The following is a 17284-nucleotide window of genomic DNA, read 5'->3' on the forward strand; positions in this document are numbered from 1 at the left end:
TCCCGATAGCGTGGAGGGATGATGTCGGATGCCGCGCAGCGAGCCGTGATCACGGCGCCGCCGACCGCGTCGGGCGTCGTGATCGGTGCCCCCGGCACCGGTAAGACGCGCACGCTCGTCGACCGTGTGGTGCAGCTCCTCGAGGTCGAAGGGCTGCGGCCGGAAGAGGTGCTGGCGCTCACGCCGAGCCGACAGGCGGCCACCGCGCTGCGCGACCGGATCGGCGTGCGCATCGGCCAGGCGACGCCGGGACCGCTGGCCCGGTCGCTCGGGTCGTTCGCGTTCCAGCTCGTCCGCGGCGCGATGGTGAGGGAGGGCGCGGAGCCGCCGGCTCTGCTCACCGGCGCCGATCAGGACCGCATCATCGCCGAACTGCTCGCCGGCGATGCCGAGGACGCCCGCATCGCCTGGCCTCCGGCGCTCAGCGAGCCCGTCCGCGCCTCGAAGGGCTTCCGCTCCGAACTCCGCGCCTTCCTCGCGGAGTGCACGGAGCTGGGGGCGAGCCCGGCCGAACTGCGCGCCACCGGCGATGCGGTGTGGACGGCGGCGGCCGACTTCGTGGAGGAGTACCGCGCAGTGCTCGATGCCCTACGGGCCGCGCACCGCGACGCCGCCGATCTGCTCAGCGAGGCAGCGGGGATCCTCCGCACGGCTGACAGCGCGACCCTCGGGCCGCTGTCGCCCCTGCGGGTGGTGCTCATCGACGACGCCCAGGAGCTGACGCGCGGAGGCATCGGCGTGGTGCAGGCGCTCCTCGACCGGGGCATCGCGGTCCACGCATTCGGCGACCCCGACATCTCCTCCGGTGCCTTCCGCGGAGCCAGCCCCGAGCTTTTCGCGCAACTCGCCGGCGCGCTCACCACCGTGCACGTGCTCGACGGCGCCCACCGTCAGCGCCCGCTGCTGACCGCGTTGACGCGCACGGTGACGCAGGCGATCGGCGTCTCGGGACGCGTCGAGCATCGGCGCGCCCCGGCGCCCACCGCGGGGGACGACAGCGCGGAGGTCTCGACCTTCCTCGCGCCGTCGCCCTACGAGGAGTTCGACCGCATCGCGGGAGTCATGCGCGACTGGCATCTGAGCGCCGGCATCCCGTGGGAGCGGATGGCGGTCATCGCCCACGACACCCGTCAGGTCACAGCCTTGGAGACCGAGCTGGCCGCGCGCGAGATCCCGACGAGGGCCGCCGGGGTGCAGCGCCCGCTCGGGAGCGAGGGGATCGTGCGCGACATCGTCGGCATCGTGCGGCTCGCGCTGACTCCGGACGAGGACCGCACCGTGCAGGCCTGGGAGGAGGCGCTGCGGACGCCGTTCGGTGGAATGGATGCGATCGCGCTCCGTCGGCTGCGCGCGCGGCTCCGCCACCTCGAACTCGGTCAGGGCGGGTCGACTCCCGCGCGCGAGCTGCTGCGCGCGGCGATGTCGGCGCCGGCCACCCTCACGCTCATCGATGCACCGGAGTCGCGGACCGCCGAGCGCTTCGCCGAGACGGTCGCCGGCGTCGCTCGTGCGGCGGCGGAAGGCGAGACGATCCACGACCTCCTGTGGCGCATCTGGGAGCAGGCCAGGGCCGTCGACGGGCGGCGGCTGCAGGTCGCGTGGCGGGAGATCTCGCTGCTGCCGACCGGAGCCGAGACGGCGCGATCGCTGGATGCTCTCGTGGCTCTGTTCGACGCGGCCAAGCGCTTCGTCGAGCGCACACCCGACGAGCGCCCCGAGGTCTTCGTGCGCGACATCCTCGACAGCGAGGTGCCGGAGGACACGCTGTCGTCGCCGGACCGGCCGGGGACGGTCACCCTTCTCACGCCGGCCACCGCGCTCGGCACGGAGTTCGACGCGGTGGTCGTCGCCGGTGTGCAGGACGGCGTCTGGCCCAACGTACGGCTGCGTGGCGGGCTGCTCCAGACCTGGCGGCTCGCCGACGCGCTGACCGCGGCGCGCTCCGGCCTCCCGGCGGAGGTACCGGGCGTGCTCGACCGGCGTCGGGCGGCGCTCCACGACGAGTTGCGGCTGTTCGTGCGGGCACTCTCGCGGGCGCGCCATCGCCTCCTCATCACCGCGGTGGACGATGACGACCTGTCACCCAGCGCCTTCTTCGGATTCCTTCCCCCTCCGGAGCCGCCGGAGCGTCATGCCTCCGCGGAGCACCCGCTCACGCTGCGCGGGCTGGTCGCGCGGCACCGTCGGGTGCTCACCACGACACACGCCGAACCCGCGAGGCGCGAGGCGGCCGCCCAACTCGCCGTCCTCGCCCGGGAGGGCGTGCCGGGAGCGCATCCGCACGACTGGTACGGCGTCACGGCGCCCTCGACGGCGGCGCCGCTGCGCGATCTCGCTGCGAGCGGAGCCCGGGTGTCGCCCTCGGCGGTGGAGTCGTACGAGGAATGCGGGCTCAACTGGGTCGTCTCGGCTCTCGGCGGCGACACCGTCATGCCGCCGACGGCGGGCATCGGCACGATCGTCCACGAGGCGATGGAGCGCGTGCCGGACGGCGACCTCGCGCGCATGCGGGAGATCGTCGAGGAGCACTGGCCGGAGCTCGACTTCGAGACGGCCTGGATCGGGCGCAAGGAGCGCCGTCGCGCCGACCTGTTCGTCGACCGGCTGCACAGCTACCTCGGTGAGGTGACGAGGGACGGCGGGCGCGTCCTCGGCAGCGAGGTGGAGTTCCGGTTCGCCGTCGACGTGTCCGGCGAGACCGCCGAGCCGAGCGTCTACCCGGTGGGGGAGGACCGCGGTCACCGCGCCATCGTGCACGGCTACATCGATCGGGTCGAGGCGTATCCGCCCGGCGCGGGCGAACACGGACCGGCGCGCGGCCGCGGCTGGCAGTCGATGGCCGGCGGGCCGGAGGGGACCACGGTGGTCGTCGACCTCAAGACCGGGAAGACCGATCCGGAGGCGGACGGGGGCGTCGTCGACCATGCCCAGCTCGCGGCCTATCAGATCGCTGTGCAGGAGGGGCTCGTGCCCGGTGCCGCGCCCGGTTCGCTCGGGGGCGCGCGTCTTGTGATCGTCTCGAAGACCCTGGCGAAGAGCGACTACCGCGTCGCGCACCAGCACGCCTTGGACGCCGAGGCCCGGTCGCAGTTCCTGCACCGGGTCGCCGAGGTCGCCCGCGGCATGTCGGCGGCGAGCTTCACCGCACAGGTCGAGGCGCACTGCGCCGACACGCAGCGCCGGGTCCATCCCTGCCGCATCCACACCGTGCCGGCGGTGAGCGCATGACCGCAGGAGCCCCGGACGCCGTGCTCTCGGCGACCGACATCGCCGCCGCGCTCGGACTGCCGACCCCGACGCCCGCCCAGCAGCAGGTGATCGAGGCGCCGCTGGAGCCGGCGCTCGTCGTCGCCGGGGCGGGCAGCGGCAAGACGGAGACCATGTCGGCCCGGGTGGTCTGGCTCGTCGCGAACGGGCTCGTCCGCCGGGACGAGGTCCTCGGCCTCACGTTCACCCGCAAGGCGGCGGGGGAGCTCGCGGAGCGCATCGGCGCCCGCCTCGCCGTCGTCGACGAATACGGTCGGCGGGGCCTGCTCCCGCATCTCCCGGAGATCGTCGCCGGAGGGGCACTGCGTCGAGTGGCGGAGGCCGCGCCGGGGCGGCAGCGCGAACTCGTGCGCAGCCATGTCCTCGACGAGCTCGCCCAGCACTACGGCACGGCCGGGGAGCCCGGGGCGCTCCGCACCGCCGACGACCTCCTCATCCGTCCCCGCGTCTCGACCTACAACGCCTTCGCCGACGGCATCGTGCGTGAGCACGCCGCACGCATCGGCCGGGATCCCGATGTGGCGATGCTCAGCCAGGCGGCGTCCTGGATGCTGGCGCGGGAGGTCGTGCTCCGCAGCGATCTGCCGGAGCTGGAGGAGGTCGACTACGCCCTCGGAACAGTCATCGACGCCGTGCAGCGGCTCGCCGGCGCGGCGCTCGACCATCGCGTCGACCTCGCCGAGGCCGAGCGTCTCGCGGCAGCACAGGCCGCGGCGTTCGAGCCCTACCGCTCCCATGCCGATGTCGAGAAGGCGGCGGTCAACCTGCGCACCCTCCCGACTCTGACCAGCCTCGTGCGCGACTACATCGCCGAGAAGGACCGGCGCGGCGTGCTCGACTTCGCCGACCAGGTGTCCGGAGCGTACGACATCGTCGAGTCCGCGCCGGACGTCCGCGCCGAGCTCCGGGAGCAGCACCGGGTCGTGCTGCTCGACGAGTACCAGGACACCTCGGTGATCCAGACGCGCTTCCTCGCGGAGCTGTTCCGCGACACGGCGGTCATGGCCGTCGGCGATCCGCACCAGTCGATCTACGGCTGGCGTGGAGCCAGCGCCGACAACCTCTACGCGTTCCCCCGATCCTTCTCTAGCGCCGGAGAGGTACGCACCTACAGCCTCATGACGAGCTGGCGCAACGACTGGCGGATCCTCGACGTCGCGAACCGGGTGCTGGGGCCCCTGCAGCGCCCCGGACTCGACGTCCCGCCGCTGGAACCGCGGCCCGGCGCCGGGGAGGGTACGGTCGCCGTGCGCTACCCGTTCACCGTCGACGACGAGGCCGCCGAGGTCGCGGCCTGGTTCGCGGAGCGTCGTGCCGCCCACGAGGAGACCTCCGACTCCCCGCACACCGGCGCCATCCTGTTCCGGTCCAAACGCCATATGCAGACCTTCGCCGGCGCGCTCGCCGCGCGAGGCATCCCGCACCGCATCCTTGGACTCGGGGGCCTGCTCGCCACGCCCGAGGTCGTCGACGTGGTCTCGACCCTGCGGGTGGTGCACGACCCGACGGCCGGTTCGGCGCTGATCCGGCTCCTGACGGGCCCGCGCTTCGGCGTCGGGGTGGCGGATATGGCGGCGCTGTACGAGCTGGGACGCGCGCTCGCGGAGCGCGACACCGCCCTCATGCCCCTGCCGGAAGAGGTGCGGGCGCGGCTGCGCTCCTCCCGCGGTGCCGACGAGGCCGTCTCCATCGTGGACGCGGTCGACATCGTGCGCGCGGTCCGCGACGACTATCGCCTGCTGGAGGGCATCACCCCGGAGGGCCGCTCACGGATCCGCGCCGCGGGGGAGATGCTGGAGCGCCTGCGTCGCGCGTCGTCCCAGCCGATCCCGGAACTCATCCGGCTCATCGAGCTGGAGCTGCGATTGGATATCGAGCTCGCCGCCAACGAGACCCGGGGACCCGCGCGGGTCGCAGCCACCCAGCTGCGGGCGTTCGCCGACGAGGTGCGCGCGTTCCTCGCCGCCGACGAGCGCGGCACGATCGGCAGCCTGCTGGCCTGGCTCGACAAGGCGGAGAGCACCGACGAACTCATGCCCCGACCGGAGCCCCCGGAGCCCGGGGTCGTGCAACTGCTCACGATCCACGGGTCGAAGGGCCTGGAGTGGGACGCCGTCGCGGTCGTGCGCCTCGTCGTCGACGAGCTGCCTGGGCGGGTGTCCGACACCTCGGGATGGTTCGGGTTCGGCGTCGTGCCGTTCGCGCTGCGCGGAGACCGCGACGCGCTCCCGCGTTTCGTCTGGGACCCGGAGGAGGCGATGGAGGGCGAGGTCGACCCCGGCAAGCGGCAGAAGCTCGCACAGGCGTCGCTGTCGGGCGGGGCGACGAAAGCGAACCCCCACGGCGGCGCGCTCAAGCGCTTCAAGGACGCCTACCGGGAGTATCAGCGCCAGGAGGAGCGTCGCCTCGCCTACGTGGCGATCACCCGCGCCAAGAGCGACCTGCTGCTGAGCGGCGCCCACTGGGCGGGTCAGAAGGCGCCGCGCACGCCGAGTCCGTACCTCCTGGAGGCCATCGACGTCCTCGGGCTCGACGCGATCCCTCCGGTCGACCCGGACGAGAACCCGTACGACGGTCCCGGCGCCACGCTGCACTGGCCGCTCGACCCGCTCGGCGGACGGCGCCCCGTGGTGAGCGCCGCGGCGGCGGTCGTCGAGGAGGCCCTCCAGGGCGATACCCTCGAGCCGACCGAGGAGTTGCGCCGGCTCCTCGACGAGCGCGCCGCCCGCCAGCGCGGGACGGACGCGGAGGCACCCACGCGAGTGCCCGCCTCCCGGTTCAAGGACTACGTCACGGACTACACCGGGACCCTGTCCTCGCTCGTGCGCCCGATGCCCGAACGCCCGTACCGCCAGACCCGTCTGGGGACCCTGTTCCACGCGTGGGTCGAGCAGCGCTCCGAGCTCGTCGGTGTCGGAACCCGGGTGGACGAGGCGCTCTGGGAGGTCGACGAGGACGAGCCCGAGGACGACGGTGCACCGGGTGCTCCGGCATCCGGTGCCGCTGCGGACGCCGCCGACCTCGCCGCACTGCAGGAGACCTTCGAGCGGAGCGAGTGGGGGCTGTTGCAGCCGCTCGCCGTGGAGATCGAGATCGACTTCGCGCTGGGAGCCGGTCTCCCCGGAGTGCGCCCCGACGCGACGGAAGCCCACATCGTCATCTGCAAGCTCGACGCGGTGTACCGACGCGCCGACCGCGGCGGACGGATCGAGATCGTCGACTGGAAGACCGGGCGGGCGCCACGCACACCGCAGGAGCGCGAGGAGCGCATGCTGCAGCTGGCCCTCTACCGGCTCGCGTACCACCGGCGTTTCGGCGTCCCGCTCGAGGAGATCGACGTGGCGCTGTACTACGTGGCCGACGACCTCGTCATCCGCGGGGACCGCGTCTACTCCGAGGAGGAGCTCTTCCAGCGCTGGAGCGCCGCCCGCGCCGCGCGCTGAGCCTCTTCGGAATCGTCGTCGTCCGCCGAGGGGGAGGAGGGGAAGGAAGTCTCGACCCGTCCGCTTCCGCGCGTCTCGGCGAACGCGTGCGCGACGCCGGAGAGGTCCTCGGTCTCGATGCTCGCCACGGCGGCACGATGTTCCGCGTCGGGCTGCGACGGCGCGCCCGCGGGCTCGCCCGCCCCCGCCACCGACGACCCGGTGCGCGCGGCGTCGAGATCCATGTCGTCCGCCTCCGCCGCCCAGAGCTCTTCCGGGTTGTAGGCATCGGTCTGCATCGAGGTGTCCACCTCGGGAGCGGCCGCCACCGGCACGCGGTCGAGCGCGTCCATCGCCGAGTCCACGTCCGAGCGGCGATCACCGGGCACGCCGAGATCGTCGTGGCGCAGGCCGTCGGCGAGAGCCTCCAGCAGCGCGGCCGCGTCCTCCACGATGTCCTCGCGCCGCAGCGCGTCCCCGTGGACGAGCCAGCGGGCGAACTCCAGCTCGGCGAGCAGCCGCGCACGGATCTCGAGACCGGCGTCGGGAGTTCGATCCATCGCACGGGCGTACGCGCCGTGCACGTCGGCCGCGGCGTCGGGCGCGGCCGACAGCCAGGACAGGTCGAGCGCCGGATCGCCGACCGCGAGACCGTGCCAGCCGATCACGCCGGTGACCTCGGGGCCGCGCTCGGGATGATCGTCGAAGAGGAACGACGTGGCCTGCGCGCCGCCGAGCACGACCGTCGACTCGAAGCGCCAGAGGTCGTCGTCGGCGACGGCCTCCCGCCACCGCACCGTGAGGCGGGCGGGGACGCATCCCGTGGCTGCGGCGGTGTCGACGAGCCGCTCCAGCTCGGCGCGGCTCTCCTCCGCACTGCGCATCACGAGTCCGGCACCGCGGACGACCGACGTCGGCAGCGCGTGCACGGCGGCGATCGCGGCCCCCATGGACTCCGCGGCGCCGCGTCCGGCGGGAACCATCGACGCCTCGATCTGGAAGCCGGGGAGCAGTTCGGTCACGAGCGCTCGGCCCTCGCCCACCCTCGTCTCGCCGATGTATCCGGGAGCGCGGAACGGGAGCATGGCGCGCGCGCCGTCGGTGAGGGCGCGGAGCGCGAGGGCTTCGGCCGCCAGCTCGCGCGCGGCGTCATCATCGTCCGCCACGCGGATCGCGAGCTCCCGGCCGTCGGCGAGGGAGGCGACGGCGGAGTCGAAGCGCCCGTCGCCGTTCGCGGTGAGCGCCCGGGTGCCCGTGACCTCCGCGCCGGGAAGTGCGGCCGTCACCGCCGCGGCTAGAGTGAATGGAGAGCGTCCCATGCCCCCAGGGTAGGTCGGCTCAGGGGCGGTCCCGCCTCCGCCACGCCCGTGAGAGAGGGAGTCGATGAGCATTCCGCGCCCGTTCTTCGACCGCGCCGCCGAACTCCGCGAGGAGGAGGGCGTGATCGAGCGTCTCCGCGGCCTCGCGGCCTCGCGCGTCATCGTCGTCCGGGAGGGGCGTGTGCGCGTCGCGGCCTCGGCGCTGCTGCGCGTCTCGGCGGACGACGTCACGGACGGGACATGGGCGCTGCTCGGTCGGGAAGCCGACGGCTCCGCGCTCCTGCTCGCCGCGCTCCCGCCGGAGACCGATGCTCTGGACACGGCGCCGGACGAGATCTGGCTCGGCCTCCGCGACCTCGGCGGGCGCCTGGACGCCGGGGAGTCCGAGGTGCTCGTCGCCGCGGTCGCGCTGGCCGGCTGGCTCCGCGACGCCCCGTTCTGCCCCACCTGCGGCGGAGGGACGGAGCTGCGCAACGCGGGCTGGTCGCGGCGGTGCCTGGTCTGCGGCCGCGAGCACTTCCCGCGGACCGACCCCGCGGTGATCGTCGCCGTCGAGAGCGCGGACGGCGAGCGGTTGCTGCTCGGTGCCAATGCGAACTGGGGCGGTCGCATGTACTCCTGCTTCGCCGGCTTCACGGAGGCGGGCGAATCCCTCGAGGCCACCGTGCACCGGGAGATCGAGGAGGAGTCCGGCGTGCGCCTCTCGACGCTGCGCTACATCTCCTCGCAGGCGTGGCCCTTCCCCCGCTCGCTCATGGTCGGGTTCCGCGCCGCGGTCGAAGACGAAGCCGCGGCCAGACCCGACGGCGAGGAGATCATCGACGTGCGCTGGTTCACGCGGGAGGAGATCGGCTCCGCGCTCGCCGGGGACGGTCCCGTCGGGTTGCCGGGACCCGCCTCGATCGCGCGCGCTCTCATCGTCGACTGGTTCGGGGAGCGCCCGTGAGCGCACTCGATGCCCTCGACGAGCGGCAGCGAGCGGCGGCTTCGGTCCTGCGGGGGCCGGTGGCGGTGCTCGCGGGGGCCGGAACCGGGAAGACCAGGGTCATCACGCACCGCATCGCGCACGGGGTGGACACCGGTGCCTACTCGCCGTCCCGGGTGATGGCGGTGACGTTCACCGCGAAGGCCGCCGGTGAGCTCCGCGGACGCCTCCGTGCGCTGGGCGTCGAAGGCGTCGCCGCCCGCACCTTCCACGCGGCCGCGCTCGCCCAGCTCAACTTCTTCTGGCCCACGCTGGCGGGGGCCCCCGCGCCGTCGATCATCGACAACAAGGTGCGCATGCTCGGTCAGGCCGCCGATGCCCTCCGCCTGCGTCCCCGCACGGCGACCCTGCGCGACATCGCCTCGGAGATCGAGTGGCGGAAGGTGTCGATGATCTCGATCGACCGGTACGCCGAGCTGGGCCGTCCGATCACCGGGATCGACCCCACCCAGCTCGTGGAGCTGATGCGCGGCTACGAGGCGCTGAAGGACGAGCGTCATCAGCTCGACTTCGAGGACGTGCTGCTCGCCTGTGCGGGGATGCTGGAGACCGAGCCACGGGTCGCAGCCGCCGTTCACGAGCAGTACCGGCACTTCACCGTGGACGAGTTCCAGGACGTGTCGCCGCTCCAGAACCGGCTCCTGGAGCTGTGGCTGGGCGATCGGCACGACATCTGCGTGGTGGGCGACGCCAGCCAGACGATCTACTCGTTCGCGGGGGCGGAGCAGCGGTTCCTCCTCGAGTTCGAAAGGCGGCACCCCGACGCGACGGTCATCCGGCTGGAGACGAACTACCGGTCCCAGGCCCCCATCCTGACGGCGGCGAACGCGCTGATGCACGGTCGCCCCGGGGCGCTGGAGCTGGTCCCCGCGCGGGAGCACTTCACCGCCGAGCCGCCGACGGTCACGGCGTACGACTCGGAGTCGGAGGAGGCCGCGGGGATCGCGGCCGGTGTCGCGGCCCGTATCGCCGACGGCGCCTCCCCGTCCGAGATCGCCGTGCTGTATCGGGCCCATGCGCAGTCCGCGGTGCTCCAGCAGGCGCTCGCCGCCGAGGGGATCGCCACCTCGGTGCTCGGCGGCACGCGATTCTTCGCCATGCCGGAGGTACGCCAGGCGATCCTCGCGCTCCGCGCGGCGGCGGTCGCGCCGACCGAGCACGGATTCCTACCCGGGGTGCGGCGGGTGCTTCGCGAGCTGGGACTCACCGAGGAGCCGCCGGCCGCCGGGGGAGCTCAGCGCGACGGCTGGGAGGCGCGACGGGCCATCCTGCGGCTCGCGGAGGATGCCGGACCGGAAGCGACCCTGCGATCGTTCAGCGACGAGCTCATGGCCCGCGCGAAGGATCAGCACGAGCCGACGATGCGGACGGTGACACTGTCGACGCTGCATGCGGCCAAGGGCCTCGAATGGCCGCACGTCTACCTCGCGGGGTGGGCGGAGGGGTCGCTGCCCATCTCGTATGCCACGACGTTCGAGGCCGTGGACGAGGAGCGTCGCCTCGCCTACGTGGGGATCACGCGGGCTGCGCGCACGCTGGAGCTGTCCTGGGCGCGATCGGCGGGGCGCGGCGAACGGGCGCCCTCGCGGTTCCTGGCGGAGATGGGGACGACGGGTCGCGGCACAGGCATTCTGCGCGAAACCGCACCGAACGCCACCCGATCGCGCCGTCCGCGCTGATCCGGGCGATGCGGGCGGCCTCGGGGTCGGCGAGGAGACGCGCAGCGACCGCTCCGGCCGCAGCCACCCTGGCGAGTGTGATGCGTCCGGGGTCGCGGCCGACGAGCTGACCGTGGAGCAGCGGCCAGGCAGGGTCCCGAGCGGTGTCCTCGGCATCCCGGCAGGTCAGACACGGCGTGAGCCCCGGCATGACCAGCGGTCCCACGGTGATGCGCGCCGGCTCGACGGCGATCGGCAGGTGCGGGGAGTCCGTGCGCAGGAACGGCGCGAACTGCACGGCGGCCGCCGCACCGGGAACGAGGACGACGGCGACCACCGTCGATGACGGCGCCGAGGTCGTCGCGAGCGACACGCCTTCGTCGGCGAGCGCCTCGCACAGCCGCCCTTCGGCGCGGGTGTCGGTGAGCCCGAGCGTGGACACCCGGGCGGCGAGCGGGCGGGCGGGCTCGTCCTGCAGTGCCGGGTCGACGATGGCCAGCAGCCGTCTGGCCTCCTCCCGCGGCGCTCCCGCGCGGTGCGCGATGACATCGAAGGCGCTGCGTCGGAACCCTCGGCGCATGCGGCTGAGGAGCCGTTCGACCCAGGGCGCGGACGCCGGGACCCGGATGGCGGGATCGTCGCCGACCTGGAGGGTCATCCCGTCGCGCCAGAGCAGCGGGAATGCGGGGTCGAGACGGGTCAGGGTCGTCGGGGTGAGCGGCACCCCTCGATTCTGCGGAGCATAGTGGAGCCGCAGGCCGATTCGGGGGATCGGTGGAGAAGTCGGCGGTCCGTCCGTGGTCGGGGAGGGAGAGTGATCGTCCGTCCCCGACCCGGATGGCCGGACTCAGACCGGGCGCTCGCCCTCCGGAGTGTCGTCGTCGCCGTCGGTGCGCGGATCCGTCTCGCCGTCCTCGGCGGGCGCCTCCGCGGAGAAGTCGTCGCCGTCCAGCAGGCGGGCGAGCGCCTCATCGAATTCGTCGGCCTCGGGCTGCTCCCCGCGCTCGGCGGCCTGCAGACGCGCGATCAGGGCCGTCGGGTCGTCGATGTCCTCGGCGGTGGGCATGAGGTCCGGGTAGTCCCAGAGGGAGTCCCGGGCGGCGACGCCGACCGCGTCCGTGACCGCCCGCCACATGGCCGAGGCCTCGCGGATGCGTCGCGGTCGGAGCTTGAGCCCGACCAGCGCACCCAGAGCGTCCTCCGCGGGGCCGCCGACGGCACGGCGACGACGGGCCGCCTCGGCGATCCGGCCGCCGTCCGGCAGTCGGGAGGTGGCCTCCGCCGTGACGACGTCGACCCACCCGTCGATCGTCGCGATGAGGTTCTCCAGGCGGGCGAGGGCCTCGCGCTGCGCCTCGGTCTGGGTCGGGAGCAGGGCTCCGCCCTCGATCGCCGCGCGCAGCTCCTCGGGGTTCGAGGGGTCGAGGCGGCTCGCCACGTCCTCCAGGGCATCGACGTCCACCGTCACGCCGCGGGCGAAGTCGGTGATCTGCGCCATCACGTGCAGGTGCAGCCACTTGGCGTGCCGATACAGGCGGGCGTAGGCGAGCTCGCGCGTCGCGACGTAGAGGGCGATCTGGTCTGCCGGGATCTCGAGCCCCTCGCCGAACGCGGTGAGGTTCTGCGGGATCACGGCGGCCGTACCCGCGGGGAGCACCGGGATGCCCACGTCGCCTCCGGAGACGACCTCGAGGGAGAGGTTGCCGAGGACCTGACCGAACTGGGCGGCGAACACCGATCCGCCGAGGCCCCGCATCAAGCGTCCCGCGCCCTGCACCACGCCGCGCATCTCCTCGGGCACCTGGGTGTCGAGGGCGGACGTCAGCGCGTCGGCGATGCTCGTCGAGACGGGGCCGGCGATCTCCTTCCACACCGGAAGGGTCCTCTCGACCCACTCGCCGCGGGTCATCGCCACCGGCGGCTCTGCGAGCTCGGAGATGGTGGTCGCTTCGCTCAGCCAGAGACCTGCGAGTGCGAACGAGTCGGCGAGGGAGGAGCGGGAGCCGTCGCCGATGCCCTGACCCTCGCGGTTGGCGATGTGCAGGGCCTGCCGGAGCGAGTTCTCCCAGGGATCACCGCCGAAGGCGCCCTGGAGCTGCGACATGATCGTCTGCATCATCGCCGGGTCGAAGGCGAAGCCGTCCATCCCCTGGAAGGCGCCGCGCAGCGCCTCGGGGTCGATGTCTCCACCGCCCTGGTTCGAGAGCATCCGTCGCAGGAACTCCTGGAAGTCCTCCGGGTTCGGTTCGTTGTCTGCCATGTCGCTCGCCCTCTCAGCACGTCTGAAGCCGTGGCATCTACGCTAGTCACAGGTTTCAGTGCGCGTCCCCGAAGCGGGCAGATCGCTGTACGCCGCTCGCGAACGACGGAGGATTGCTGTGGAACGACCGCGTGCAGGGAAGCTCGGACTCGGGGTCTGGGCGCTGGTGGTCGCGCTCGCCGCGCTCGCCGTCCTCACCTTCCTGCCCTCGCCGTACGTGATCCAGCGTCCGGGCCCCGTGTACGACACCCTCGGTACCGCGAAGAACGCGGACGGCGATCAGGTCCCGCTCATCAGCGTCGAGGGGACCGAGACGTACGAGACGGGCGGCACGCTCGACCTGACGACCGTCCAGGTCGTCGGCAACAGGGAGCGCACGCCGAGCTGGTTCGAGCTCGCGCTCGCCTGGACGGACGCCTCGCGCGCCGTCGTGCCGCTGGACGCGGTGTTCCCCGAGGGCGTCACGACCGAGCAGCGCGACGAGCGGAACGCGATGCTCATGGTCGACTCGCAGCACGAGGCGACGGCCGCCGCGCTGAACGAGCTCGGCTACGACACCGGAGCCGAGGTCGTGGTGGTCGACGCGGTCGAGGGCTCTCCTGCCGACGGCCTGCTCGAGGCGGACGACGTGATCACGGCGATCGACGGCACGCCCGTGACCTCGGCGACCGCGCTGCGCGAGGCCATCCAGGAGGCGGGCGGGGATCCGGTCGCGCTCACGGTGCGCCGCGACGGCTCGGAGCAGACGGTCGAGATCACGCCGGAGGAGCAGACCCAGGACGGCACGACGACGTGGCTGATCGGCATCACGCTGCGCACCGACTACGACTTCGAGGTCGACGTCACGATCCAGCTCGACAACGTCGGCGGCCCCAGCGCGGGCATGATGTTCGCCCTCGGGATCATCGACACCCTGACCCCGGGCGAGCTGAACGGCGGCAAGGAGGTCGCGGGCACCGGGACGATCGACGCCGAGGGGACCGTCGGACCGATCGGCGGCATCCGCCAGAAGCTCTACGGCGCCCGTGACGCCGGCGCGGACTACTTCCTCGCACCGGAGGCGAACTGCGACGAGGTCGTGGGGCATGTGCCGGACGGCCTGCAGGTCATCCGCACCGCGACCCTCGACGAATCCCTCGCGGCGCTCGACGTCATCGCGGAGGACGGCGACGTCGACGCGCTGCCGACCTGCGACGTTCCCGCCACCTGAGCCCGCACGGTCGTGACCCCGCCGTGACCGGTGTGACAGCCCGCCCACAGCGAGCGGTGCCTAGGATGGAGGGGTGACCTCGACCCCAGCCCAGCCCCCGGCCACGCCTCGAACCTCCCGACGCATCCTCGGCATCTCCCTGGTGATCATCGCCGCGCTCATCGCGGCGTTCTTCGTCTTCGCGTCGCTCTACACCGAATTCCTCTGGTTCGACCAGGTCGGGTTCACCGGCGTGCTCACCACGCAGTGGATCGCGACGGCGGTGATGTTCGTCATCGGCTTCCTCGGCATGGCGGTTCCGCTGTTCGTCGTCATCCAGCTCGCCTACCGGCTCCGTCCGGTCTACGTGCGGCTGAGCTCCCAGCTCGACCGCTACCAGGAGGTCATCGAGCCGCTGCGCCGCCTCGCGATGTGGGGCATGCCGATCTTCTTCGGCCTCTTCGCGGGATTCGCGGCGGCCGGCAACTGGAAGACCGTGTGGCTGTGGGCCAACGGCGTCGCCACCGGTGAGGTCGACCCGCAGTTCGGCGTCGACACCGGTTTCTACATGTTCGCGATGCCGTTCTACTCGATCCTCCTCGCGTTCGTCTCGGCGGTCCTGCTGCTGAGCCTTCTCGTCACCACGCTCGTGTCCTACCTCTATGGCTCCGTGCGCATCGGCCAGGGCGAGCTGCGCATCTCGAAGCCGGCCCGCATCCAGCTCGCGGTCATCGCAGGGCTGTACCTGCTCGTGCAGGCGGCGAGCCTGTGGCTGGACCGCTACAAGACCCTCGTCGAACCGGACGACCGGATCACCGGTGCCGCCTACACGGGCGCCAACGCGACCATCCCCGGCCTCGGCATCCTCGCGATCATCGCCGCCGTCGTCGCCATCCTGTTCTTCATCACGGCCGTCATCGGCCGCTGGCGCTTCCCCCTCGCGGCGACCGCGCTGCTGATCGTGGCCTCGCTGGTCATCGGCATCGGCTACCCGTGGGTGGTCACGACCTTCCAGGTGAAGCCGAACCAGAACGCCTATCAGGCCGAGTACTACCAGCGGAACATCGACGGCACGAAGGAGGCCTACGGCGTCGCCGACCTGGAGACCACGGCCTTCGAGGCTGAGACGGACGCCGAGGCCGGTCAGCTCCGCGCCGACGCGGAGACCACGGCGTCGATCCGCATCATGGACCCGAAGGTCATCCCGCCGACGGTCCGCCAGCTCGAGCAGTACCGCGGCTACTACCAGTTCCAGACGACCATGGACGTCGACCGCTACGAGATCGACGGCGTGAAGCAGGACACGGTCGTCTCTGTCCGCGACCTCGACATGTCGGGTCTGGGCGACGGTGACAACTGGAACAACCGCGTCGCGGTCTACACGCACGGCTATGGTCTCGTCGCCGCGGCCGGAAACCAGCGCACGACGGACGGCGAGCCCGTCTTCCTCGAGCGCGGCATCCCGACCTCGGGCTTCCTGTCCGAGCAGGGCGACTTCGAGCCGCGGGTCTACTTCGGCGAGAATTCCCCGGAGTACTCCATCGTCGGCGCCCCCGAGGGGGCCGACCCGGTCGAGATCGACTACCCGCGGGGCAAGGACGGATCGAGCGAGACGAAGACCACGTTCTCCGGGAACGGCGGACCGAAGATCGGCGACAGCTTCACCAAGCTGCTCTACGCGCTGAAGTTCCAGTCGGAGCAGATCCTCTTCTCCAACCTCGTCAACGACGACTCGCAGATCCTCTACGACCGCGACCCGAAGACCCGCGTGCAGAAGGTCGCGCCGTACCTCGAGCTCGACAGCGACCCGTACCCGAGCGTCGTGGACGGCCGCATCGTCTGGATCGTGGACGGGTACACGACCAGCTCGACGTACCCGTACTCGACGAGCGTGAGCCTGTCCGACGCGATCGCCGACTCGAACGTGCCGACGCCGTCGCTCGCGATCGACGACATCAACTACATCCGCAACTCGGTCAAGGCCACGGTCGACGCCTACGACGGCTCGGTCACGCTGTACGCCTGGGACGAGGAGGACCCGGTCCTGAAGACCTGGCAGAAGGTCTACCCGTCGACCCTCAAGCCGATCAGCGAGATGTCCGGGGAGCTCATGAGCCACGTCCGGTACCCGACCGACCTGTTCAAGGTGCAGCGCGACATCCTCGGCATCTACCACGTCGACAAGGCCGGCTCGTTCGCCCAGCAGGACAACCGCTGGCAGACGCCGAACGACCCGCGCAGCGACGCGATGCTGCAGCCGCCGTACTACCTGACCATGCAGATGCCAGGGCAGGAGGAACCGCGGTTCTCGATGTTCTCGACGTTCATCCCCGCCTCCCAGGGCGCGGGCGGCAGCCGCGACGTGTTGATGGGCTACCTGGCCGTCGACTCGGATGCGGGCGCCGAGAAGGGCGTCAAGGCCGAAGGTTACGGGCAGCTGCGCATGCTGGAGATCGACACCGACACCACGGTTCCCGGTCCCGGCCAGGTGCAGAACACCTACAACTCGGACACGGCCGTGGTGCCGCAGCTCAACCTGCTCCAGCAGGGGGAGTCCGAGGTCATCTACGGCAACCTGCTGACCCTGCCCGTCGGTGGCGGTCTGCTCTACGTCCAGCCGGTCTACGTGCAGTCGTCCGAGGGGACGCAGCTGCCGCGTCTCCAGAAGGTGCTCGTCGCCTTCGGTGACCGGGTGGCCTTCGAGAACACCCTCACGGAGGCGCTGGACACGCTGTTCGGCGGCGACTCCGGCGCGACCGGTGGCGATGACGAGGTCGAACCCACCGACCCGGAGGCGACCGATCCCGACACGGGGGAGACGCCGACCACGCCGACGCCGACGGATGAGCAGGCCGACGCCCTGGCGAAGGCGCAGCAGGCGCTCCTCGATCGCCAGGCGGCCCTCACCGAGGGTGACCTGGAGAAGTTCGGTGAGGCGGACAAGCGGCTCACCGCGGCTGTCGAGAAGCTCCTGGAGCTGGAGGCCGCCGCAGAGTGATCTTCCTGCGCACACGAAAGGGCACCCCCACGGGGTGCCCTTTCGCATTCCCCGCCACTCCCGCGTCTCTGACGCGCGCCCGCCGCATCAGGCGCTCGCGCCGTTTCAGGCGACATCCTGCAGGCGTGCCTGCTGTCGCACGGGTGCCTGCGTGCGCGCGTGGCGCGCCGGGACAGGCGTTCTCGC

The 17284-nt window shown here is 72.1% G+C and carries 8 protein-coding genes; 6 read left to right on the top strand and 2 right to left on the bottom strand.

What is annotated here, in order from left to right; all coding sequences use genetic code 11:
- Positions 1 to 18: 18 nt before the first annotated feature.
- Entirely contained in the window at positions 19 to 3228 is a 3210-nt protein-coding gene (locus AC3B5L_RS06060; protein WP_370428711.1) for an ATP-dependent helicase, read from the top strand.
- Positions 3225 to 6710, top strand: coding sequence for an ATP-dependent DNA helicase (locus AC3B5L_RS06065; RefSeq protein WP_490096296.1), 3486 nt, complete (start codon positions 3225 to 3227; stop codon positions 6708 to 6710). Before AC3B5L_RS06060 ends, AC3B5L_RS06065 begins: the two co-directional genes overlap by 4 nt.
- On the opposite strand, the gene AC3B5L_RS06070 is transcribed toward AC3B5L_RS06065, so the two are convergent.
- The gene (locus AC3B5L_RS06070; RefSeq protein ID WP_490096297.1) at positions 6656 to 8008 is read right to left on the bottom strand and encodes a phosphotransferase; all 1353 of its coding nucleotides are present in this window, start codon (positions 8006 to 8008) and stop codon (positions 6656 to 6658) included. The two genes, AC3B5L_RS06065 and AC3B5L_RS06070, sit on opposite strands and share 55 nt — an antisense overlap.
- Before the next feature lie 64 nt (positions 8009 to 8072).
- Here AC3B5L_RS06070 and nudC point away from each other — a divergent pair, with 64 nt between their 5' ends.
- Both nudC and AC3B5L_RS06080 read left to right on the top strand, forming a co-directional pair.
- Positions 8073 to 8954, top strand: coding sequence for an NAD(+) diphosphatase (nudC, locus tag AC3B5L_RS06075; protein WP_490096298.1), 882 nt, complete (start codon positions 8073 to 8075; stop codon positions 8952 to 8954).
- Positions 8951 to 10672, top strand: coding sequence for an ATP-dependent helicase (locus tag AC3B5L_RS06080; RefSeq protein ID WP_490096299.1), 1722 nt, complete (start codon positions 8951 to 8953; stop codon positions 10670 to 10672). The genes nudC and AC3B5L_RS06080 overlap by 4 nt, the downstream gene beginning before the upstream one ends.
- 826 nt (positions 10673 to 11498) lie before the next feature.
- Here AC3B5L_RS06080 and AC3B5L_RS06085 read toward each other — a convergent pair.
- Positions 11499 to 12911 carry a zinc-dependent metalloprotease gene (locus AC3B5L_RS06085; RefSeq protein ID WP_259953138.1) on the bottom strand — a complete coding sequence of 471 codons (1413 nt, stop codon included), beginning with the start codon at positions 12909 to 12911 and terminating at the stop codon, positions 11499 to 11501.
- A 118-nt stretch (positions 12912 to 13029) separates the two neighbouring features.
- On the opposite strand from AC3B5L_RS06085, the gene AC3B5L_RS06090 reads away from it, so the two are divergent.
- Both AC3B5L_RS06090 and AC3B5L_RS06095 read left to right on the top strand, forming a co-directional pair.
- Complete coding sequence (locus AC3B5L_RS06090; RefSeq protein ID WP_490096300.1) at positions 13030 to 14121, top strand: YlbL family protein; 1092 nt, start codon at positions 13030 to 13032, stop codon at positions 14119 to 14121.
- A gap of 73 nt (positions 14122 to 14194) precedes the next feature.
- On the top strand, positions 14195 to 17098 hold the full coding sequence (locus AC3B5L_RS06095) for a UPF0182 family membrane protein (protein ID WP_490096301.1): 2904 nt from the start codon (positions 14195 to 14197) through the stop codon (positions 17096 to 17098).
- The last annotated feature ends 186 nt before the right edge of the window (positions 17099 to 17284 follow it).

Source organism: Microbacterium sp. C-MGS6 (assembly GCF_058140415.1).